The sequence below is a fragment of the Nonomuraea sp. NPDC005692 genome (assembly GCF_040631115.1).
Lineage (GTDB): Bacteria > Actinomycetota > Actinomycetes > Streptosporangiales > Streptosporangiaceae > Nonomuraea.
The window spans coordinates 216,184-235,765 of the sequence record NZ_JBEXYU010000008.1; the positions used below are offsets into that span (position 1 = coordinate 216,184).

9 protein-coding genes (1 of these 9 cut by a window edge) are annotated in these 19,582 nt (G+C 73.6%); 5 read left to right on the top strand and 4 right to left on the bottom strand.

What is annotated here, in order from left to right; all coding sequences use genetic code 11:
- The 5 genes in view from ABZ459_RS20010 to ABZ459_RS20030 are tightly spaced (each overlapping or abutting the next) and all read left to right on the top strand, a layout consistent with a single transcriptional unit that may run on beyond the window.
- Positions 1 to 2,508 carry the 3' portion of an amino acid adenylation domain-containing protein gene (locus ABZ459_RS20010; protein ID WP_357971948.1) on the top strand. It extends 633 nt beyond the left edge of the window, so 2,508 of the gene's 3,141 nt are visible here — the last part of the coding sequence; its start codon lies beyond the left edge, outside the window; it ends in the stop codon at positions 2,506 to 2,508.
- Positions 2,505 to 5,633: an amino acid adenylation domain-containing protein gene (locus ABZ459_RS20015; protein WP_357971950.1), complete on the top strand. Its 3,129-nt coding sequence runs from the start codon at positions 2,505 to 2,507 to the stop codon at positions 5,631 to 5,633. The genes ABZ459_RS20010 and ABZ459_RS20015 overlap by 4 nt, the downstream gene beginning before the upstream one ends.
- On the top strand, positions 5,626 to 8,658 hold the full coding sequence (locus ABZ459_RS20020) for an amino acid adenylation domain-containing protein (protein WP_357971952.1): 3,033 nt from the start codon (positions 5,626 to 5,628) through the stop codon (positions 8,656 to 8,658). The genes ABZ459_RS20015 and ABZ459_RS20020 overlap by 8 nt, the downstream gene beginning before the upstream one ends.
- Complete coding sequence (locus ABZ459_RS20025) at positions 8,655 to 12,278, top strand: amino acid adenylation domain-containing protein (protein ID WP_357971954.1); 3,624 nt, start codon at positions 8,655 to 8,657, stop codon at positions 12,276 to 12,278. The genes ABZ459_RS20020 and ABZ459_RS20025 overlap by 4 nt, the downstream gene beginning before the upstream one ends.
- A complete protein-coding gene (locus tag ABZ459_RS20030) occupies positions 12,259 to 13,527 on the top strand; it encodes an MFS transporter (RefSeq protein WP_357971956.1) in 1,269 nt (422 codons plus the stop codon). Before ABZ459_RS20025 ends, ABZ459_RS20030 begins: the two co-directional genes overlap by 20 nt.
- On the opposite strand, the gene ABZ459_RS20035 is transcribed toward ABZ459_RS20030, so the two are convergent.
- From ABZ459_RS20035 to ABZ459_RS20050, 4 genes are read right to left on the bottom strand one after another with little or no spacing between them, the layout of a single operon-like run.
- The gene (locus ABZ459_RS20035; RefSeq protein WP_357971958.1) at positions 13,496 to 14,515 is read right to left on the bottom strand and encodes an LLM class F420-dependent oxidoreductase; all 1,020 of its coding nucleotides are present in this window, start codon (positions 14,513 to 14,515) and stop codon (positions 13,496 to 13,498) included. The two genes, ABZ459_RS20030 and ABZ459_RS20035, sit on opposite strands and share 32 nt — an antisense overlap.
- On the bottom strand, positions 14,494 to 15,228 hold the full coding sequence (locus tag ABZ459_RS20040; RefSeq protein WP_357971960.1) for an alpha/beta fold hydrolase: 735 nt from the start codon (positions 15,226 to 15,228) through the stop codon (positions 14,494 to 14,496). The genes ABZ459_RS20035 and ABZ459_RS20040 overlap by 22 nt, the downstream gene beginning before the upstream one ends.
- Positions 15,225 to 19,196 (bottom strand): amino acid adenylation domain-containing protein, encoded by a 3,972-nt coding sequence (locus tag ABZ459_RS20045; RefSeq protein WP_357971962.1) that lies wholly within the window; start codon positions 19,194 to 19,196, stop codon positions 15,225 to 15,227. Before ABZ459_RS20045 ends, ABZ459_RS20040 begins: the two co-directional genes overlap by 4 nt.
- Complete coding sequence (locus ABZ459_RS20050; RefSeq protein WP_357971964.1) at positions 19,193 to 19,504, bottom strand: acyl carrier protein; 312 nt, start codon at positions 19,502 to 19,504, stop codon at positions 19,193 to 19,195. Before ABZ459_RS20050 ends, ABZ459_RS20045 begins: the two co-directional genes overlap by 4 nt.
- Positions 19,505 to 19,582 lie beyond the last annotated feature (78 nt).

Here is a 19,582-nt window from a genome sequence, read left to right on the forward strand (position 1 = left end):
CTCGCCCTGCCGGGCGACCGGCCGCGGCCGGCCCGCCGCAGCTACCGGGGCGGGATCCGGCTCGGCGCCTACTCCCCCGAGCTGTCGGCGGGCGTGGAGCGGCTGGCCAAGGAGCTCAACACGACGTTGTTCACGGTGATGCTCACCGCGTACGCCTCCGTGCTGTCGCGCTGGTCGGGGATCGACGACATCGTGGTGGGCACGCCGGTCGCGGGCCGGCTGCTGCCCGAGACCGAGCCGGTCATCGGCATGTTCGTCAACGCGGTGCCGCTGCGCGTGGACCTGTCGGGCGCGCCCAGCTTCCGCGAGGCGGCCGGGCGCGTGCGGGCGACGGTGGCCGAGGCGCTGGACCATCAGGAGCTGCCGTTCGAGCGGCTCGTGGAGGACCTGCAGCCGGCCCGGGACCTGAGCGTGCCGCCGCTCTACCAGGTGATGTTCAACCTGGCGATCCGCACCAACGAGGGGCAGATCGCCAACGGCACCGCCAAGGTGGACCTCCAGCTCGACGTCAACATGCGCGACGGGCTGCTGCACACCCGCCTGGAGTACGCCACCGACCTGTTCGACCCCGAGACGATCGAACGTTTCGAGGCGAACCTGCGCACGCTGGTCGAGTCGGCCGCCGCCGACCCCGACCGGGCGGTCCCCACGCTCCCCGTGCTCGCCGCGGACGAGCGTGCGCGCGTTCTGGCCCTCGGGAACGGCGGGCCGCAGGCCGCGCCCGGCACCCTGCACACGTTGATCGAGGCCCGCGCCGCCGCGACCCCGGACGCCCCCGCGGTGCTCTTCGGCGACGTCACGCTCAGCTACGCCGAGCTCAACGGCCGCGCCAACCGGCTGGCCCGGCGGTTGCGGCAGATGGGCGTGGAGCGCGGCCGGCCCGTCGCGGTCTGCGCGGAACGCTCGCCCGAGCTGGTCGTCGCGCTGCTCGCCGTGCTCAAGGCGGGCGGGGCGTACGTGCCGCTGGATCCGGAGTACCCGCGGGACCGGCTGGAGTTCATGCTGTCCGACTCCGGTGCGCGGGTGCTGCTCACCCAGCGCCACCTGCCGTCCTTCGGGCCGGTCGAGGCGGTGCTGCTGGAGGACGACCACGACCTCGGCTCCGGCGACCTCGACCCGGTGACCGGGCCGGACGACGCCGCGTACCTGATCTACACCTCGGGCTCGACCGGCCGGCCGAAGGCCGTGGTCAACACCCATCGCGGCATCGTCAACCGGCTGGCCTGGATGCAGGAGACGTTCGGCCTGACGGCCGGCGACGTGGTGATGCAGAAGACGCCGACCAGCTTCGACGTGTCGGTGTGGGAGTTCTTCTGGCCGCTGCTGCAGGGCGCCTGTCTCGTCCCGGTGCGGCCGGGCGGCCACCGCGACCCCGGCCACCAGCGCGACCTGATCAAGCGGCACGCGGTGACCACGATGCACTTCGTGCCGTCGATGCTCGCCCTCTTCCTGGAGGAGGCGAACATCGAGTCGTGCACGTCCCTGCGGCGTGTGGTGTGCAGCGGCGAGGAGCTGCCGCCCAGGACGGCGGCCCGCTTCTTCGAGCGCCTGCCCGGCGTGGAGCTGCACAACCTGTACGGCCCCACCGAGGCGGCCGTCGACGTCTCCTGGCACGCCTGCCGGCCGGGCGAGACGGTGATCCCCATCGGCCGCCCGATGCCCGGCTGCCGCCTGCACGTGCTCGACGAGCGCCTGGAGCCGATGCCCGTCGGCGTGCCCGGGCAGCTGCACATCGGCGGCGTCCAGGTGGCCCGCGGCTACGCGGGACGGCCGGGGCTGACGGCCGAGCGGTTCGTCCCCGACCCGTACGGCCCGCCGGGCGCGCGGCTGTATGCCACCGGCGACCTGGCCAGGCTGCGCGCCGACGGGGAGCTGGAGTTCCTCGGCCGCATCGACGACCAGGTGAAGGTGCACGGCTGGCGGGTCGAGCTGGGCGAGGTCGAGGCGGCGCTGGCCGCGGACCCGCGGGTGCGCGGGGTCGCCGTGGCGCTGCGCGACGACGCGCCGGGCGGCCGCGGGCTGGTGGCCTACGTGGACTGGACGGGCGAGCCGAGCCGGCTGTCGCACGAGCTGCGCACCGGACCGGCGCGCACGTTGCCGGCGGCGCTGGTGCCGCAGGCGTTCGTGCAGGTCACCGAGTTCCCCCTGAGCCCGAGCGGGAAGCTCGACCGTGCCGCGCTGCCGCCGCCCACCGGGCCCGGCCGCAGCGATCTCGGCACCACCTATGTCGCGCCGGAGACGCCGCTGGAGGAGGAGCTGTGCGCGCTCTGGGGCGAGCTGCTCGGCCGTGACCGGGTGGGCGTCGAGGACGACTTCTTCGCGCTCGGCGGCCACTCGCTGCTGGCCGTCCTGCTGATCACCCGGTATCGGGAGGCGTACGGGATCGAGATGGACCTGCGGGTCTGCTTCGAGCTCACCACGGTGGCCGAGCAGGCGCTGGCCGTGCTGGAACTCCAGCTCGGCGACGTCGAGCTGGACGATCTGCTGGCGGAGGACGCGGACGGATGAGCGAGGTGAGAGGGCGGCTGGCCCGCCTCAGCCCGGAGCAGCGCGCGGCGCTGGAGCGCAGGCTCCAGCGGCAGCCGAAGGCCCGGCCCGCCGGGATCCCCCCGCGCAGCGATCCGGACGCGCCGGCGCCGCTCTCCTACGGGCAGGAGCGGCTCTGGTTCCTGCAGCGGCTCGACCCCGCCGACGCCTCCTACAACATGTACATGGTGCAGCGGCTGCGCGGCGAGCTGTCCATCCGTGACCTGGCCGGGGCGCTGGCCACCGTGGCGGCGCGGCACCCGATGTTGCGGGCCCGCTTCCCCGCGGTGGAGGGCAGCCCGGTCCAGGTCGTGGAGCCGGCGCTGAAGCTCGATCCGGTGCTGGTGGACCTCGCGGACCTGCCCGCCGCCGAACGCGAGGCCCGCGCCACGGCGATCGTGGCCGAGCTGACCAACACGCCGTTCGACCTGGCCACGGGGCCGCTGGTGCGGGTGCACCTGATCACGCTGTCGGCCACCGATCACGTGCTCTGCCTGGTCCTGCACCACCTGGTGGCCGACGGCTGGTCGCTGAAGATCATCTTTTCCGAGCTGGCCGCCTGCTACACCGGGAACGCGGCCGGGCTGGGCGTTCCGTCGATCGACTACCGCGACTTCGCGGCCTGGCAGCGTGGCCGCGAGCCGTCGCGGGAGTCCCTGGACTACTGGCGCGCCAAGCTCGACGGCGTGCAGCCGCTCGACCTGCCCACGGACCGGCCGCGGCCGGCCGTACGGGTGGCCAGCGGCGACTACTGCGCGCGGCGCATCGGCCCCGAGCTGACGGCCCGGCTGGAGCAGCTGGCCAGGGACGAGCGCGGCACGCTGTTCATGGTCCTGCTGGCCGCCTACCAGCTCCTGCTGGGCGCCCACTGCGGCGCCGACGACCTGACGGTCGGCTCGGTCATCGCCGGCCGCGACCGCCCGGAACTCCAGGACGTCGTCGGCTTCTTCCCCGAGACGCTCGTGCTGCGCGGCGACCTGTCCGGCGACCCGTCCTTCCGCACGCTGCTCGCCCGGACCAGGGCGACGGTCCTGGACGCCTTCGCCCACCAGGACATCCCCTTCGAACGCCTGCTCAACGACCTCGGCATCCGCCGCGACCTGAGCACGACGCCGCTGTTCCAGGCGATGTTCGTGATCCAGGACAAGGAGGCCGGGGCCCTCCCGCTGCCCGGCATCGAGGCGGAGATGTTCGACCCGGGCGCGACCCAGGCGAAGTTCGACCTGATGCTGGACGTCACCCAGTTCGACGGCTCCCTCTGGGCGATGTTGTCCTACGCCAGCGACCTGTTCGAGGAGGAGACCGCGACGCGGTTGCTGCGGCGGTGGGAGCGGGTGCTGGAGGCGGTCGCGCGCGACCCGGGCACGCCGCTGTCCGCGCTGCGCGAGGCCATGATGCTGCCCGAGGACCGGCCGCCGGTCCTCGACACCCCGCAGCCGCCCGCGCGCGACGTGCTCGACCTGTTCCAGGAGCGGGTACGGCTGGCGCCCGGCGCGACCGCGGTGAGCCACGGCGACCGCCGGGTCACCTACGCCGAACTGGACGCCATGGCCGCCGCGCTGGCCGGGCGCCTGGCCGCGGCCGGGGTCGGCCCGGACACGGTCGTGGGCCTGCGCGCCGGACGCTCGGTGGAGCTGATCGCCGGGATGCTCGCCGTCGGCCGGGCGGGCGGCGCCTACCTGCCGCTCGACCCGGCGTACCCGGCGGAGCGGCTGCGGTGGATGGCGGCGGACGCGGGCGCGGCCCTGGTGCTGGACGAGGACGATCTCCGCGAGTCGCCCCAGGCACCGCACGCCGAGGTCGCGGGGCCGGGCTCGCTGGCCTACGTGATCTACACCTCGGGCTCGACCGGGCGTCCCAAGGGCGTGGAGGTGCCGCGCGAGGCGCTGGCGTCGCGGGTGGGCTGGATGCGCGGTCACTACGAGCTCGGGCCGGGCGACCGCGTCCTGCAGTTCGCCTCGCCGAGCTTCGACACGCACGCCGAGGAGATCTACCCGGCGCTGGCCGCCGGCGCGGAGCTCGTCCTGTGCCCGGACGAGCCGCTGCCGGACTTCCTGAAGACCCCGGAGGGCGCCGCGCTCACCGTGCTGGACCTGCCCACGTCGTACTGGCAGGAGCTGGTGGCCATGGGCGTCGAATGGCCGCCCGGCCTGCGGCTGGTCATCCTGGGCGCCGACCCGCTGCCCGGCCCGGCGCTGGCCGCCTGGTACGCGTCCGGCCCCCGGGGCGTCCGCCTGGTCAACAGCTACGGCCCCACCGAGGCCACGATCATCGCCGCCACCGCCGAGATGGACCCCTCGGAGGCGCTGCGCCGCCCGTCCGTCGGCGTCGCCCTGCCCGGCACCACGCTCCAGGTGCTGGGCCCCGACGGGCTCCCGGTGCCGGCCGGCGTCGCGGGCGAGCTGCACATCGGCGGCGGCGGCCTGGCCCGCGGCTACCGGGGCGCGCCCGCTCGCACGGCCGAGCGTTTCGTCCCCGGCCCCGGCGGCTCGCGCCTCTACCGCACCGGCGACCGGGCCCGCTTCCGCCTGGACGGCAGTCTGGAGATCCTCGGCCGCCTGGACCGGCAGGTGAAGGTGCGCGGTTACCGCGTCGAGCCGGGCGAGGTGGAGTCGGCGCTGCTCGCCCACCCGTCGGTGCGGCAGGCCACGGTGGTGGTCCACGACGACCGCATGATCGCCTACGCCGTCCACGACGCCGGGGACGCGTTACGCGAGCACCTCGCCGCCGAGCTCCCCCCGCACATGGTGCCCAGCGCGATCGTCTCGCTCGACCGCATCCCGCTGACCCCCGGCGGCAAGGTCGACCGGGACGCCCTGCCCGCGCCGGGCCGGCCGCGGAGCGCCGCCTACGAGCCGCCGGCCGGCGCGGCCGAGGAGCTCGTCTGCCTGGTCTGGGCCGAGGTGCTGGGGCTGGAGCGGGTGGGCGCGCTGGACGACTTCTTCCAGCTCGGCGGCCACTCGCTGCTGGCCACCAGGACCACGGCGCGCATCGCCGCGGCCACCGAGCTGGACGTGCCGCTCAAGCTGGCCTTCACCCACCCGACGCCACGCCTGCTGGCCGCGGCCCTGGAACACCTGGCCGAGGAGGCCGACGAGCGTGGATGAACGGCAGGCGCGCGTGCAGGCCCGCTTCCGCAAGGCGATCGCGGGCCTGGGCGCCGCGGAGCAGATCCCGCGACGCGCCGAGGGCAGCGATCCGCCGCTGTCGTTCGCGCAGGAGCGGCTGTGGTTCATGGAGCAGTTCGCCCCCGGGACGAGCGCGTACGTGCTGCCCGTGTCGGCCAGGCTGCGCGGCCCGCTCGACGCCGAACGGCTGCGGAAGTCGCTGGACGCCGTGGTCGCCCGGCACGAGAGCCTGCGCATGACCTTCCCCGCCGGCCCCGACGGGCGGCCGGAGGTGCGGGTGGCGGACCGGGTGCGGGTGCCGCTGCGCGTGGTGGAGGTGACGGGCGAGGCGGCGGCCAGGCAGGTGCTCAGCGCCGACGCCGCGCTCCCCTTCGAGCTGGCGGACGGCCCGCTGCTGCGCGCCACCCTGGTACGGCTCGCGCCCGACGACCACGCGCTGCTGGTGGCGGTCCATCACATCGTCGCCGACGGCTGGTCGGCCGATCTCATCCTCCGCGAGCTGCTGACACCGCCGGAGAGCGGACCGCGGCTGGGTTTCGGCGACTACGCCGCCTGGCAGCGGGAGCGGCTGAGCGGCGACCGTCTGGCCGGCGACCTGGCGTTCTGGCGCGCCGAGCTGGACGGGTTGCAGGTGCTCGACCTGCCCCTGGACCGACCGCGCCCGCCCCGGCAGAGCTTCCGGGGCGGCTGGCACGACGTGGAACTGGACGTGGCCGCGTTCCGCGAGTTGTGCCGGGCCGAGGGGGCGACGCTCTACATGGGGCTGCTCGCCGCCTTCCAGGTGCTGCTGTCCCGCTGGTCCGGCACGACCGGCTTCGCGGTGGGATCACCGGTGGCCGGACGGACCCGGCCGGAGTTCGAGGACATGGTCGGGCTGTTCGTCAACCTGCTCCCGCTGCGGGCGCGGCTGGCGGGCGACCCCGGCTTCGCCGAGTTGCTGCGCCGCACGCGGGACGGCGCGATCGAGGTCTACGGCCACCAGGAGCTGCCCTTCGAGAAGCTGGTCGCCGAGCTGGACCCCGAACGCGACGTCAGCCGCCCGCCGCTGGTCCAGGTGCTGTTCGCGCTGCAGAGCTATCGCGGCGACGGCGAGGGCTTCGAGCCGGACAGCACGACCACCCGGTTCGACCTGGAGCTCTACGCCGCCGAGCGGGGAGAGCTGCTGGAGGGCCGGTTCGTCTACAACGCCGAGCTGTTCCGGCCGGAGACGATCGAGCGGCTGGCGCAGCGGTTCGCCGCGCTGTTGCGCGCGGTGGTGGAGTCCCCCGACGTGCCGGTGGGGCGTCTGGACATCCTGCCGGACGAGGAGCGGAAGCAGCTCTCGCGGTGGAACGCCACCGACCGGGAGCATCCGGGCGGAACCCTGCACGAGCTGGTCTTCGAGCAGGCCGAGCGCACCCCGGACGCGACGGCGCTGGTCTTCGAGGGCGACCGGCTGACCTACCGCGAGCTGGCCGAACGAGCCCGCGCGGTGGCCGCCGGGCTGGACGTGCGGGTGGACCAGCCGGTCGGCGTCTCCATGGAACGCGGCCTGGACCTGCCCGTCGTGCTCCTCGGCGTGATGGCCGCCGGCGGCGCCTACCTGCCGCTCGACCCGGCGCACCCGGCGGAGCGCACGCGTGGCATGCTGGCCGACGCGGGCGCCGACCTGATGGTCACCGGTGCGGACGTACGGCCGGCTCCGGCGTCCGTGGTGCGGGTGCGTGAGGACAACCTGGCCTACGTCATCTTCACCTCGGGCTCGACCGGACGCCCCAAGGGCGTGGGCGTCTCCCACCGCGCGATCGTCAACCGCCTGCGCTGGATGCAGGACACCTTCCACCTCACCCCGCAAGACCGCGTCCTGCACAAGACGCCGACCACCTTCGACGTCTCGGTCTGGGAACTGTTCTGGCCGCTCATCACCGGCGCCACCATGGTCATCGCCCGCCCCGGCGGCCACCGCGACACCGCCTACCTGCGCGACCTCATCAAGACCGAGAACATCACCACCGCCCACTTCGTCCCCTCGATGCTCCAAGCCTTCCTGGAAGAAGAGGACGTCCAGCTCCCGCCCCGGATCATCTGCTCCGGCGAAGCCCTCCCACCCGGCCACGACCTGCCCGGACTGCACAACCTCTACGGCCCCACCGAAGCGGCCGTCGACGTCTCCTGGCACCCCTGCCAACCCGGAGAAACGACCGTCCCCATCGGCAGGCCGGTCGACAACACCACCCTGCACGTCCTCGACCAAAACCTTCACGAAGTCCCCATCGGCACCCCCGGCGACCTCTACATCGGCGGCATCCAACTCGCCCGCGGCTACCTCGGCAAACCCGCACTCACCGCCGAACGCTTCCTCCCCGCACCCGACGGCAGACGCCTCTACAAAACCGGCGACCTCGCCCGCTGGCTACCCACCGGCGAACTCGAATACCTCGGCCGCACCGACCACCAGATCAAGATCCGCGGCATGCGCGTGGAGCTGGGCGAGATCGAGGCCGTGCTGCGCGAGCAACCCGGCGTCACGGCGGCGGCGGCCAAGCTCGTGAACGGCCGCCTGGTCGGCTACGTCGTCGGCGACGTCCCCGACCTGTCCGACGCGCTGCCGGACTTCATGATCCCGACGGCGTGGGTGCGGCTGGACCGCCTGCCCGTCACCCCCAACGGCAAGCTCGACCGCTCCGCCCTCCCCGCGCCCGACCGCCCGGCCGACCTGCCGTGGGAGCCGCCGCGCAGCGCCGCTGAACGCGCCGTCGCGCAGGTCTGGCAGGAGGTTCTCGGCCTCGACCGGGCCGGACGGCACGACACCTTCTTCGCCGTGGGCGGCGACTCCATCAGCAGTCTCAAGGTCGTGGCCCGGCTGCGCGCCACCGGCTACGACGTGGAACTGCAGCAGCTGTTCACCCATCAGGCGGTCGCCGAACTGGCCGCCGTGCTGCGGCCGCGGCAGGCCGTACCGGAGACCACGGCGGGAGCCTTCGACCTGCTCAGCGTGGCGGACAGAGAGAGGCTCACGCGATGATCATCGACGCCTACCCGCTCAGCGCCCTCCAGGCGGGGATGCTGTACCACAGCGAGCTGGACGGCGTGACCTTCCATGACCACACCACGCTCACGCTGCGCGGCACGTTCGACGAGGCGGCCCTGGTCAGGGCGCTGGACGAGCTGTCGGCCCGGCACGAGGTGCTGCGGACGTCCTTCGACCTGACCGGGTTCAGCGAGCCCGTCCAGCTCGTGCACGACCGCGCGGAGATCCCGCTGACCGTCTCCGGCGGCGAGCCGGAGTACGGGCCGTTCGACTGGACGCGGGCCCCCCTGCTCCGCGTCCACGTGCGGCCCGAAGCCGACCGGTTCGCGCTGACCGTCTACTTCCACCACGCGATCCTCGACGGGTGGAGCGTCGCGAGGCTGGTCAGCGAGCTGCTGGAGCGCTACGCGACCCCCGGCCTGCCGGTGGAGCCGCCGGCGGCGCGCTTCCGTGACCTGGTGGCGGCCGAGAAGGCCATGCTCGCCCGGCCGGAGGCGGCGGAGTTCTGGCGGGAGGCGATCGCCGAGGCGCCGGAGGGCCGGTTGCCCCGGATGCCCGGCTACCCCACCGGCGGGCCGCGCGAGGTCGAGGTGCTCGCCACGGCGCTCCCCGGCGATCTGGCGAAGGCGCTGGCCGAGCAGGCGGCCGCCGCCCGGGTGCCGCTGCGCTCGGTGGTGCTCGCGGCGCACGTGCGCGTCATGGCCCTGCTCACCGGCGACGCCGACGTCCTGACGGGGATGCTCACGCACAGCCGCCCGGAGAGCGAGGCCGGCGACGAGGTGCTCGGCCTGTTCCTCAACACCGTCCCGCTGCGGGTGCGGGCCGACGCGCCCGACCTGGTCCAGCGGGTCTTCCAGGCGGAGGTGGCGGCGCTGCCGTACCGGCACTTCCCGCTCTTCGAGATCCAGCGGGCCAGCGGTCGCGCGCGCCTGCTGGACACGCACGTGGACTTCCGCGACTTCCACGTGAACGGCGCCGCCGCCACGCCCATCGAGGGCCAGGACTTCTTCGAGCAGACCGACTTCGCCTTCAGCACGGCCTTCGTCCGGACGCCGGGCCAGGGGCTGACGCTGACCATCTCCTACGACACCACGCAGTTCCCCGCCGAGCAGATCGCGGCGATCCGGGACCACTACCTGCGCGCACTGTCAGGAGATATCGGCATCTCGGCGCAGGACGCGGCTCAGCTCTCGCGGTGGAACGCCACCGACCGGGAGCATCCGGGCGGAACCCTGCACGAGCTGGTCTTCGAACAGGCCGAGCGCACCCCCGACGCGACGGCGCTGGTCTTCGAGGGCGACCGGCTGACCTACCGCGAGCTGGCCGAACGAGCCCGCGCGGTGGCCGCCGGGCTGGACGTGCGGGTGGACCAGCCGGTCGGCGTCTCCATGGAACGCGGCCTGGACCTGCCCGTCGTGCTCCTCGGCGTGATGGCCGCCGGCGGCGCCTACCTGCCGCTCGACCCGGCGCACCCGGCGGAGCGCACGCGTGGCATGCTGGCCGACGCGGGCGCCGACCTGATGGTCACCGGTGCGGACGTACGGCCGGCTGCGTGGTCCGTTGTGCTGGTGCGTGAGGACTTCCTGGCCTACGTCATCTTCACCTCGGGCTCGACCGGACGCCCCAAGGGCGTGGGCGTCTCCCACCGCGCGATCGTCAACCGCCTGCGCTGGATGCAGGACACCTTCCACCTCACCCCGCAAGACCGCGTCCTGCACAAGACGCCGACCACCTTCGACGTCTCGGTCTGGGAACTGTTCTGGCCGCTCATCACCGGCGCCACCATGGTCATCGCCCGCCCCGGCGGCCACCGCGACACCGCCTACCTGCGCGACCTCATCAAGACCGAGAACATCACCACCGCCCACTTCGTCCCCTCGATGCTCCAAGCCTTCCTGGAAGAAGAGGACGTCCAGCTCCCGCCCCGGATCATCTGCTCCGGCGAAGCCCTCCCACCCGGCCACGACCTGCCCGGACTGCACAACCTCTACGGCCCCACCGAAGCGGCCGTCGACGTCTCCTGGCACCCCTGCCAACCCGGAGAAACGACCGTCCCCATCGGCAGGCCGGTCGACAACACCACCCTGCACGTCCTCGACCAAAACCTTCACGAAGTCCCCATCGGCACCCCCGGCGACCTCTACATCGGCGGCATCCAACTCGCCCGCGGCTACCTCGGCAAACCCGCACTCACCGCCGAACGCTTCCTCCCCGCACCCGACGGCAGACGCCTCTACAAAACCGGCGACCTCGCCCGCTGGCTACCCACCGGCGAACTCGAATACCTCGGCCGCACCGACCACCAGATCAAGATCCGCGGCATGCGCGTCGAACCCGGCGAGATCGAGGCCGTCCTGCGCGCCCAGCCGGGGGTCCGCGACGCGGCCGTCACGGCGCACGGGCACAGCCTGGTCGGCTACGTGGTGGGCGACGTGCCCGACCTTCAGGACGTCCTGCCCAACCACCTGATCCCGCGCCGGTGGGTGCGCCTGGACGCGCTCCCCCTCACCCGCAGCGGCAAGCTCGACCGAGCCGCGCTGCCTCCGCCGGAGACGGCGGGCGGCCGGCCGTACGTGCCGCCTCGCGACGAGGTCGAAGCGCGCCTCGCCACGCTCTACGAAGAGGTGCTGCAGGTGCCCGCGGCCGGGATCCTGGACGACTTCTTCGAGCTCGGCGGCCACTCGCTGAGCGCCCTGCGGCTGGCCGCCCGCATCCGCCAGGAGCTGGGGCGGAGCCTGCCCGTGGGCACCGTGCTGACCGCGCCGACGATCAGCAAGCTGGCCAGGGTGCTCCGCCAGCCCGAGGACCTGGCGCCGCCGAGCCACGTCGTGCCGCTCAACCCGGACGGCGACCGCGTGCCGATCTTCTTCATCCACGCGCTCGGCGGCCAGGTCTTCCGCTACCACCCGCTGGCCCGCCGCCTCGGCCCCGACCAGCCGGTGTACGCCATCGCCGCGCGCGGGCTCGTGCCCGGCGAGGAGCCGCACGCCACGCTCGCCGAGATGGCCGACGCCTACGTGGCCGACCTGCTGGAGGTGCGGCCGACGGGGCCGTACGTGCTGGGCGGGTTCTGCATCGGCGGGAACATCGCCCTGGAGGTGGCCAGGCGCCTGCGCGAGCGCGGCGAGCAGGTGCCGCTCGTCGTGCTCCTCTACGCCAACGCCGAGGAGCCCGTGGCCGAGGCGTCGCTGGAGGACGACACGGTCCTGCTGTTCCACGCGCTGGCCGGCGGCCCCGAGGAGACCCTCGGGCTGGACCCGGCCGAACTCGCCGCCCGGCCGCCGGAGGAACAACTGCTCACGGTCATGGGCGCCGCCTCCGCCGCCGACCGGCTGGCGCCCGACACCGCCGAGGTCGAGCAGGCGCGCCGCTACCTGGCCGTGTTCCGGGCCAACGCGCACGCGGTCGGCGGCTACCGGCACGAGCCCTACGACGGCGACGTCGCGCTCTTCGCGCCCACGCGCGAGGACGGCAACTGGCCCTCCGTGGCCAAGGGGCGGCTCGCCCATTTCGCGATCCCCGAGGAACGCGTCCCGATCCTGTACGAACCCCTGGTCGCCGGAGCGGCCACCGAGATCAGAAGGTGGATGGATCATGGCATCCCCGACCAGTGAGCAGACGAGCCTCTGGAAGCACCCCGACTTCCTGCGGCTGTGGGCGGGCCAGAGCCTGTCGCAGTTCGGCTCGGCGATCAGTCTCTTCGCGTTCCCCGTCATAGCGGTCACCGTCCTGAACGCCTCCGAGGCGGAGATGGGCGTCGTCGGCTTCCTGCTGCGGCTGCCGATGGTGTTCTTCCTCCTGTTCGGCGTGCTGGCCGACCGGGTGCGCAAGCGGCCCATCCTGATCTGGACGGACGTGGCGCGTTTCGTGCTGCTGATGCTGATCCCGGTCGCCTGGTTCGCCGACCTGCTCACGCTGACCTGGCTCTACGGCGTCATCTTCGCGCTCGGGCTGCTCAGCACGCTCTTCCAGACGGCCTACCGGAGTTACTTCCCGTTCCTGGTGCCGCGGGAGAACTTCATGGAGGGCAACTCCAAACTGCAGCTGACCGAGTCGGCCGCCCAGACGTTCGGGCCCGGCCTGGCCGCGGCGCTGCTGAAGGTGCTCGCCGCGCCCGCGCTGCTGATCATCGACGCGGTGTCGTACCTGGCCTCCGCGATCGCGGTGTCCCTGATCAAGCGGCCGGAGGCCCGGCCCGAGCCGGACGACACCACCCCCGGGCAGGTGCACAAGGCGATCTGGCAGGGCATGGGCTGGGTGATGCGGCACGAGCTGATCCGGCCGCTGGCCGTCTCCTCGGCCGTGTACTCGCTGTTCATCCTGGGCTCGATGAACTCGATCTACGCCCTGTACGTGATCCGCGACCTGGGCGTGCCCGCGGGCTGGTTCGGCAGCATCCTGGCCGGCGGCGGCGTGGGCGCGATCATCGGGGCGCTGGTCGCCGTCAAGGTGATGCGGCGCTACGCGATCGGCAAGGTGCTGGTGTGGTCGATGGTGTACGGCAACCTCGCGCTCTTCCTCATCCCGCTGGCCGTCGGGCCGGTCTGGGTGTCGGTGGCGATGCTCGTCGTCGCGCAGTTGGTCAGCGGCGTCAGCTCGCAGATCTTCTTCGTCACCAACACCAGCCTGGTGCAGACGGTCACCCCGCCGCACCTCCAGGGCCGGGTGGTGGCCTCGATCTACTCGCTGGGCCTGATCCCCGCCCCGCTGGGCGCGCTCGGCGCCGGCCTGCTGGCCGGCGCCGTGGGCACGCGTACGACGCTGTGGGTGGTCATCGCCATCGGCGCGCTGGTGCCGATCGCGGCGATGGCCTGGTCGCCGCTGGCCAAGCTCATCGGGATGCCGGAGCCAGACTCGCAATGAGCCGCAGCTGACGGCTGCGCAGCCGCCGGGTGGGCGTGACCAGGCCGACGATCAGCGTGGTCGCGCCCGCCTCCTGGTAGGCCGCCATCCGCTCGCGCACCTTGCCCGCGGGGCCGCACATGGTCATCGCGTCGACGAGCGCGTCGGGCAGCATCGCCATGGCCTCGCCCTGCCGCCCGTCCAGGAAGGCCTCCTGCATGCGGGCGGCCTCCTGCTCGAAGCCGAGCGTGGCGGCCAGGCGGTTGTAGAAGTTGGTCCGGCGTGAGCCCATGCCGCCGAGGTAGAGGGCGAGCATGGGCCGCATCATGTCGTAGGCCAGCTCCTGGTCCTCCTCGACGAGCGTGAGCACCATGGGCGCGACGTCCAGGTCGGCGCCGTTCAGGTGCTTGGCCGTCCGGGCCAGGTGGTCGGGCGGGAAGTGGATGGCCAGCCAGCCGTCGGCGAGCTCGCCGGCCAGCGCGACGGTCTTCGGGCCCATCGCGGCCAGGTAGACCGGCAGCCGCTCCTGCACCGGCGCGACGGCCAGCGCCAGCTCCTTGCCCTCACTGCCGGGCAGGGGCAGCGTCATCGTGGGTCCCTCGTGCCGCACCGGCTCGCCGCCCAGCGCCTTGCGCACCACCTGGAGGTAGTCACGGGCGCGGGCCACCGGCCGCTCGAAGCGCTCGCCGTGCCAGCCCTCGACCACCTGCGGGCCGGACAGGCCCACGCCCAGCCGGGCGCGGCCGCCGGAGAGCTGGTCGAGGGTGGCCGCCGTCATCGCGGCGACCACGGGCTTGCGTCCCGACATCTGCAGCACGCCGGTGCCGAGCGCGATGCGCTCGGTCTGGCCGGCGATCCAGGCCAGCAGGCTCGCCGGGTCGGTCCCGTAGGTCTCGGCCGCCCACACGGACGAATAGCCGAGGGCCTCCGCCTCGCGGACCAGCGCCAGGTGGTCGGCCGGGCCGAGGCCCGCGCCGCCCCAGTAGCTCATGCTGTAACCGAGGCGCATCCCATCTCCTCAACGATCGCGGCTGCCAGGGCGTCCGGGGTCTCCTCGGCCAGCCAGTGGGTGGAGTCGAGCTCCTTCAACGCGGGCCTGTGCACGCTCTGCCGCCGCCAGCCCAGGAGGCCGCCCCTGGTCAGCGAGGCGTCCCTGGCTCCGTACAGGACGGAGAGCGGCACCGGCAGCGGCGGTCCCGGCCGGTGGTGGTAGCCGGCCAGCAGCCCGAAGTCGGCGCGCAGCGCCGGCTCCAGCACCGGCCAGAGCGCCTCCCGGTCGGCCAGCTCCGGCGGGACGCCGCCGAGCTCGATCAGCTGCTCCCAGAACAGCCACGACGGCAGCGACGGCAGGCGGCGCATCAGCAGGGTCACGTCCGGCGCGGCGAACGAGCCCACGACCAGCCGTTCCGGCCGCCCGCCCAGCTCGACCACGCGCCGGCAGACGAGGAAGGCCAGCAACGCCCCGCTGCAGTAGCCGAACAGCGTGTACGGCTCCCGCCACCCGGCCAGGTCCCGCGCCAGGTCGTCGACCAGCCCGTCGAGGTCGGTCCGCGGCTCTTCGGCGAGCCTGGCCTGACGTCCCGGCAGGTTGACCGACCACAGGCCCACCTCGGGCGGGAAGTGCCCGGCGAGCTCGCCGAGCGAGGCCGGACCGCCGCCCGCGTGCGGGAAGGCGACCAGCGCCCGCTCCCCCTCCTTGACCTGGACGTACCACGGCGTCATCGGGCTTCCCCCAGGTGCAGGGCCAGTTCGGCCGGCGTCGGATGGTCGAACACGGCCCGTACCGAGACGGCGCGGCCCGCCAGCTCCTCCAGCGGGCCGATCAGCCGGACGGCCAGCACGGAGTGGCCGCCGTTGAGGAAGAAGTTGTCGTGCGGCCCGAGCCCTGGGCGCTTCAGCGCCTCGCTCCACAGCGCCACCACCTGCCGGATCAGCCCGTCACCCGCCTCGCGCGCCGGGGCGCGGCCCTCGTCGGGCACCTTCAGCTCGCGGTAGGCGATCTTGCCGTTGGCCGTGGTGGGCAGCCTGTCGGTGACGATGTAGCGGGTGGGGACGGCGTAGTCGGGCAGCCGCGTCCTGGCGAAGCGCCACAGCTGCTCCTCGGTGGTCTCGCCGGTGACCTCCAGGAAGGCGGCGAGCCGTCCGTCGGTCTGCGGGTCGCCGTCGAGGATCACCGCGGCCGTGCGCACCGTCCCGTGCTCGTGCAGCGCGGCCTCGACCTCGCCGAGCTCGATGCGGTGACCGCGCAGCTTGATCTGCCGGTCGTCGCGGCCGAGCAGTTCCAGCCCGCCGTCGTGGCGGATGCGCGCGCGGTCGCCGGTCCGGTAGAACCTGCCGTACCGGTCGTGGTGCCCGAAGCGCTGCGCCGTCAGCTCGGGACGGTCGAGGTAGCCCGCGCTCACCCCCGCGCCGGCGACGCACAGCTCGCCCGGCACGCCCGGCGGCAGCTCGCGGCCCGCGGCGTCGGTGACGAAGATCTGGGTGTTGGCCAGCGGCTCCCCGGCGGGGACCGGGTCGAGCGGCGGCTCGCGCAGCTCGGCGGCGGTGGACCAGATGGTCGTCTCGGTCGGCCCGTAGACGTTGAACACCCGGCAGCCCAGCTCCAGCAGGTCCCTGGCCAGGGCGGCGGGCATCGGCTCGCCGCCGCACAGCACCGTGCGTCCGGCCAGCTCCCGCCCGGCCTCCGGCGCGACCAGCCGCCACGCGGTGGGCGTGGCCTGCACGACCTGGACGTCGCTCGCGGCGATCAGCTCCAGGAACCTGCCCGGCTGCAGCTGGTCCTCGTCGGAGGCCACGACCACGGTGCCGCCGGAGGCCAGCGGCAACAGCAGTTCCAGCCAGGAGATGTCGAAGGAGGTGGTGGTGGACCACAGGACGCTGCTGGGCGCGCCCAGCCGGTCGGCGAAGTCGAGCACGAGGTTCGTCAGGTTGCCGTGCGTGACCTGCACGCCCTTGGGCTGCCCGGTGGAGCCGGAGGTGTAGATGACATAAGCGATGTTCCCGGTCTCGGCGGGTACGTGGTCCCCCACTGTGCCGGGCATCGGCACGACCGGCGTCCTGCCCGCCCAGTCCGGGCTGCCCGCCGCGACGACCAGCCGCGCCCCCGAGTCGGCCACCTGGAAGGCCAGGCGCGACTCCGGTTGCCGCACGTCCAGCGGCAGGAACGCCGCTCCGGCCTGCCACACGCCGAGGACCGCCGCCACCAGGTCCGCCGAGCGCCCCAGGGCCAGGGCGACGACGTCGCCGTCGCCCACTCCTCGCTCGCGCAGCAGGTCGCGGACCCCGGCCGCACGCCCCAGCAGCTCGTCGTAGGTGACCTCGTGGCCGCCCTCGCGCACCGCCACTGCCGGGCCCGGCAGGATGCGCCCGGCCAGCGTGCCGGGCAGCGTGCCGGGCCACGCGCGGCCCGTGTCGTTGACCCGGTCGAGCAGCGCCCGGTCGGCCGGGGAGAGCACGTCCGGCACGCCGCCGCGGGCCGCCTGCCGCACCACCGCGCACAGCCTGGCCGTGAACGCCGCGATCTCGTCCTCGTCGTGCACCTCGGTGCTGTGCACCATGCGGACGGTGAGCCGGTCCGGCTCCTGGATGACGTTGCACTGCATGTCCAGGCGGCTGCGGTCGATCAGGTTGTCGACGTATCCGGGCACCTCGCCCTGGATGTGCACCTTCTCGTCGCTCCAGGGCCGGTAGTTGAACATGTGCCGGAACAGCGGGACGCGCCAGTCGTCCGTGCCGTGCCCACGGCGGGTCAGCACCGCCTCCACCGAGGCCCCGGCGTGCTCGACGCCCTCCGCGAACGCCTCCTCCACGCGCCTGGCGACCTGCTCGAAGTCGTCGTCCAGCTCGACGTGGACGCGCAGCGGCAGGGTGCTCACGGCGTAGCCGACGCGCCGGTGCTCCTCGCCCGTCTTGGTGCTGACCGGCATGCCGATCACCAGGTCCGGGCCGGCGCCGTGCCCGCGCAGCGTCAGCAGGAAGGCGGTGGCCAGCACGATGTTGCCGGTGGTGCGCAGCCTGGCGCGCAGCTCGTCCAGGGCCGCCACCGTCTCGGCGTCCACCTGCCAGGAGCAGGTGTGCCCGGCGAACGTCGGACGGCCCGGCGAGTGCCGACTCCCCGGCAGCACCATGGCGTTGGGGTCGACGCCGTCGAGCCGGTCGAGCCAGTAGCCGATCGACTCCTCCGACGGCTCCCCCGGCTCCAGCATCGGCGCGGGCCCGGCCAGCTCGGGGGGCAGCGAGCCGTGCCCGGTCTGGCTGTCGTAGAAGCGGCCCAGCTCCTCCACCAGGAGCTGCATGGAGGTGCCGTCGATGATGATGTGGTGGCCGGCCAGGCACACCACGGTTCCGGCGCCGTCGGGCAGGGTGAAGTGTCCCACCCTGATGAGCAGGTCGCGGCCCAGGTCGAAGGGCTCGTCCAGGAAGGACCGCAGGTCCGCGACCAGCGTCTCCTCCGTGGTGGCCCGGGTCTCGACCTTCAGCTGGGCGTCCTGGGGCGCCACCAGGTGCCGGACGGGCGTCCCGTCCACCACGGGGAACCGCAGGCGCAGCGCCGGATGCCGCTTGACCAGCCGGTTCACCGCGATCTGCAGCGGCAGCCTGCGCAGCGGGGTCTGGAACCTGAGCGCCACCGCCAGGTTCGACACGCCGCTGTCCGGCGCGAGCTGCTCCAGCACCCAGAAGGAGTACGGCACCGCCGACAGCGGGCGCGGCTCCTCCACGGAGGCGGGCAGCTCCGGCTGCGGCCTCGGGATGGGGACGCGTTGCAGCGGATGGTCGGGGTCGAGCGCGGCCCAGTCCACCCGGCCGCCGCCCGTCCAGAACCTGGCCACGGCGGCCAGCAACCCCGCCCGGTCGTGACCTGCCTCGATCTCGGCCCCGGCGTTCGCCCGCGTGAGGGCGGCGAGCGTCTCGTGCGGCGAAGGGTCGTCCGCGAGGGCCGCCGGGTCCGGGACGTCCGGCAGGACGCCCCAGGCGGCGAGGGTGGCGGCCAGCCCGTAGGCGGCGGTGAGGGCGGGTGGCGCCGCGACGCCGCGGGCCTCGAAGACCTCTTCGCACACGTCCACGGCCTCGGTGAACACCGGCTCGACGCCGTACAGACCGGCCGTCTCGGCGGGGAGGGTCAGGCGCACCGGCTCCTGCTCGTAGGTGTGCTCCCGGCCCAGCGCGAGAGCGGCCTCCGCGGCGCTCCGGCAGACCACCGCGCCGCGCACGGAGTGGTGGACGCGTCCCTGCTGCAGGGTGCCCGCCACGTCGGCGTAGCGGTCCTCCGGCAGGCCGGCGAGGAAGCCTGCCAGGCTTCGCCGCATCGACTCGGCCTCCTCCCGGGTGCGGCCGGACCACACCACGACCCGCGGGCGGCCGTCGCCCGGCGCGTGCACCGGCGGGTAGCCCTCCTCGACCTCCAGGTCGTCGGGCCAGATCACCCGGTGCACCAGGTCGCCGTCGAGCAACGCCCGGTCGAGCAGCCGCAGGACCAGGGTGCCGCGCAGCGTTCCGGGCGGCAGCTCGCCGGAGTCGGTCACGGCGAGCTCGCACTCCCCGGCCAGCAGCGCCGCGCAGGCCTTGCCCACCCCGCCGTACACCCGGACGACCTGAGCTCCTGGATCGTGTCCGGCCTCCTCGGCCGCTCCGGGCTCCAGCGGGAGACGCCCCATCGCGATCACCGCGACGGGCTGTTCGTGCGAGGTCACCGACCTTCCTCGCGGATCCTGGCGCGCACGTCGCGGCGGCTGCCGCCGAGCGGACGGCGGCGGGCGCCGTCCTGCCTGGGCGGGGCGGGCGTCTGGCCCTTCGCGATCAGGTGCGAGAGCGCACGCAGGTTCGGGTGGGTGAACATCGCGGTGACCGGCAGCTTCAGGCCCAGCGCGCCGGTGATCTCCTCGTGCAGCTCGACCAGGGCGAGCGAGTCGAAACCGGCTTCGAAGAAGTTGAGATCGGGATCGAGGGCGCGGCCTAACCTGCGCTCCACGAGTGATGCAACCGCGTCGGCCTGGGTCATCCGGCGTCCTTCGTCTCGCCTGCGATCGGACGGGATCACCGTCCACCTCCCAGCATCCTTCCCGAGCGCCGTAATCCA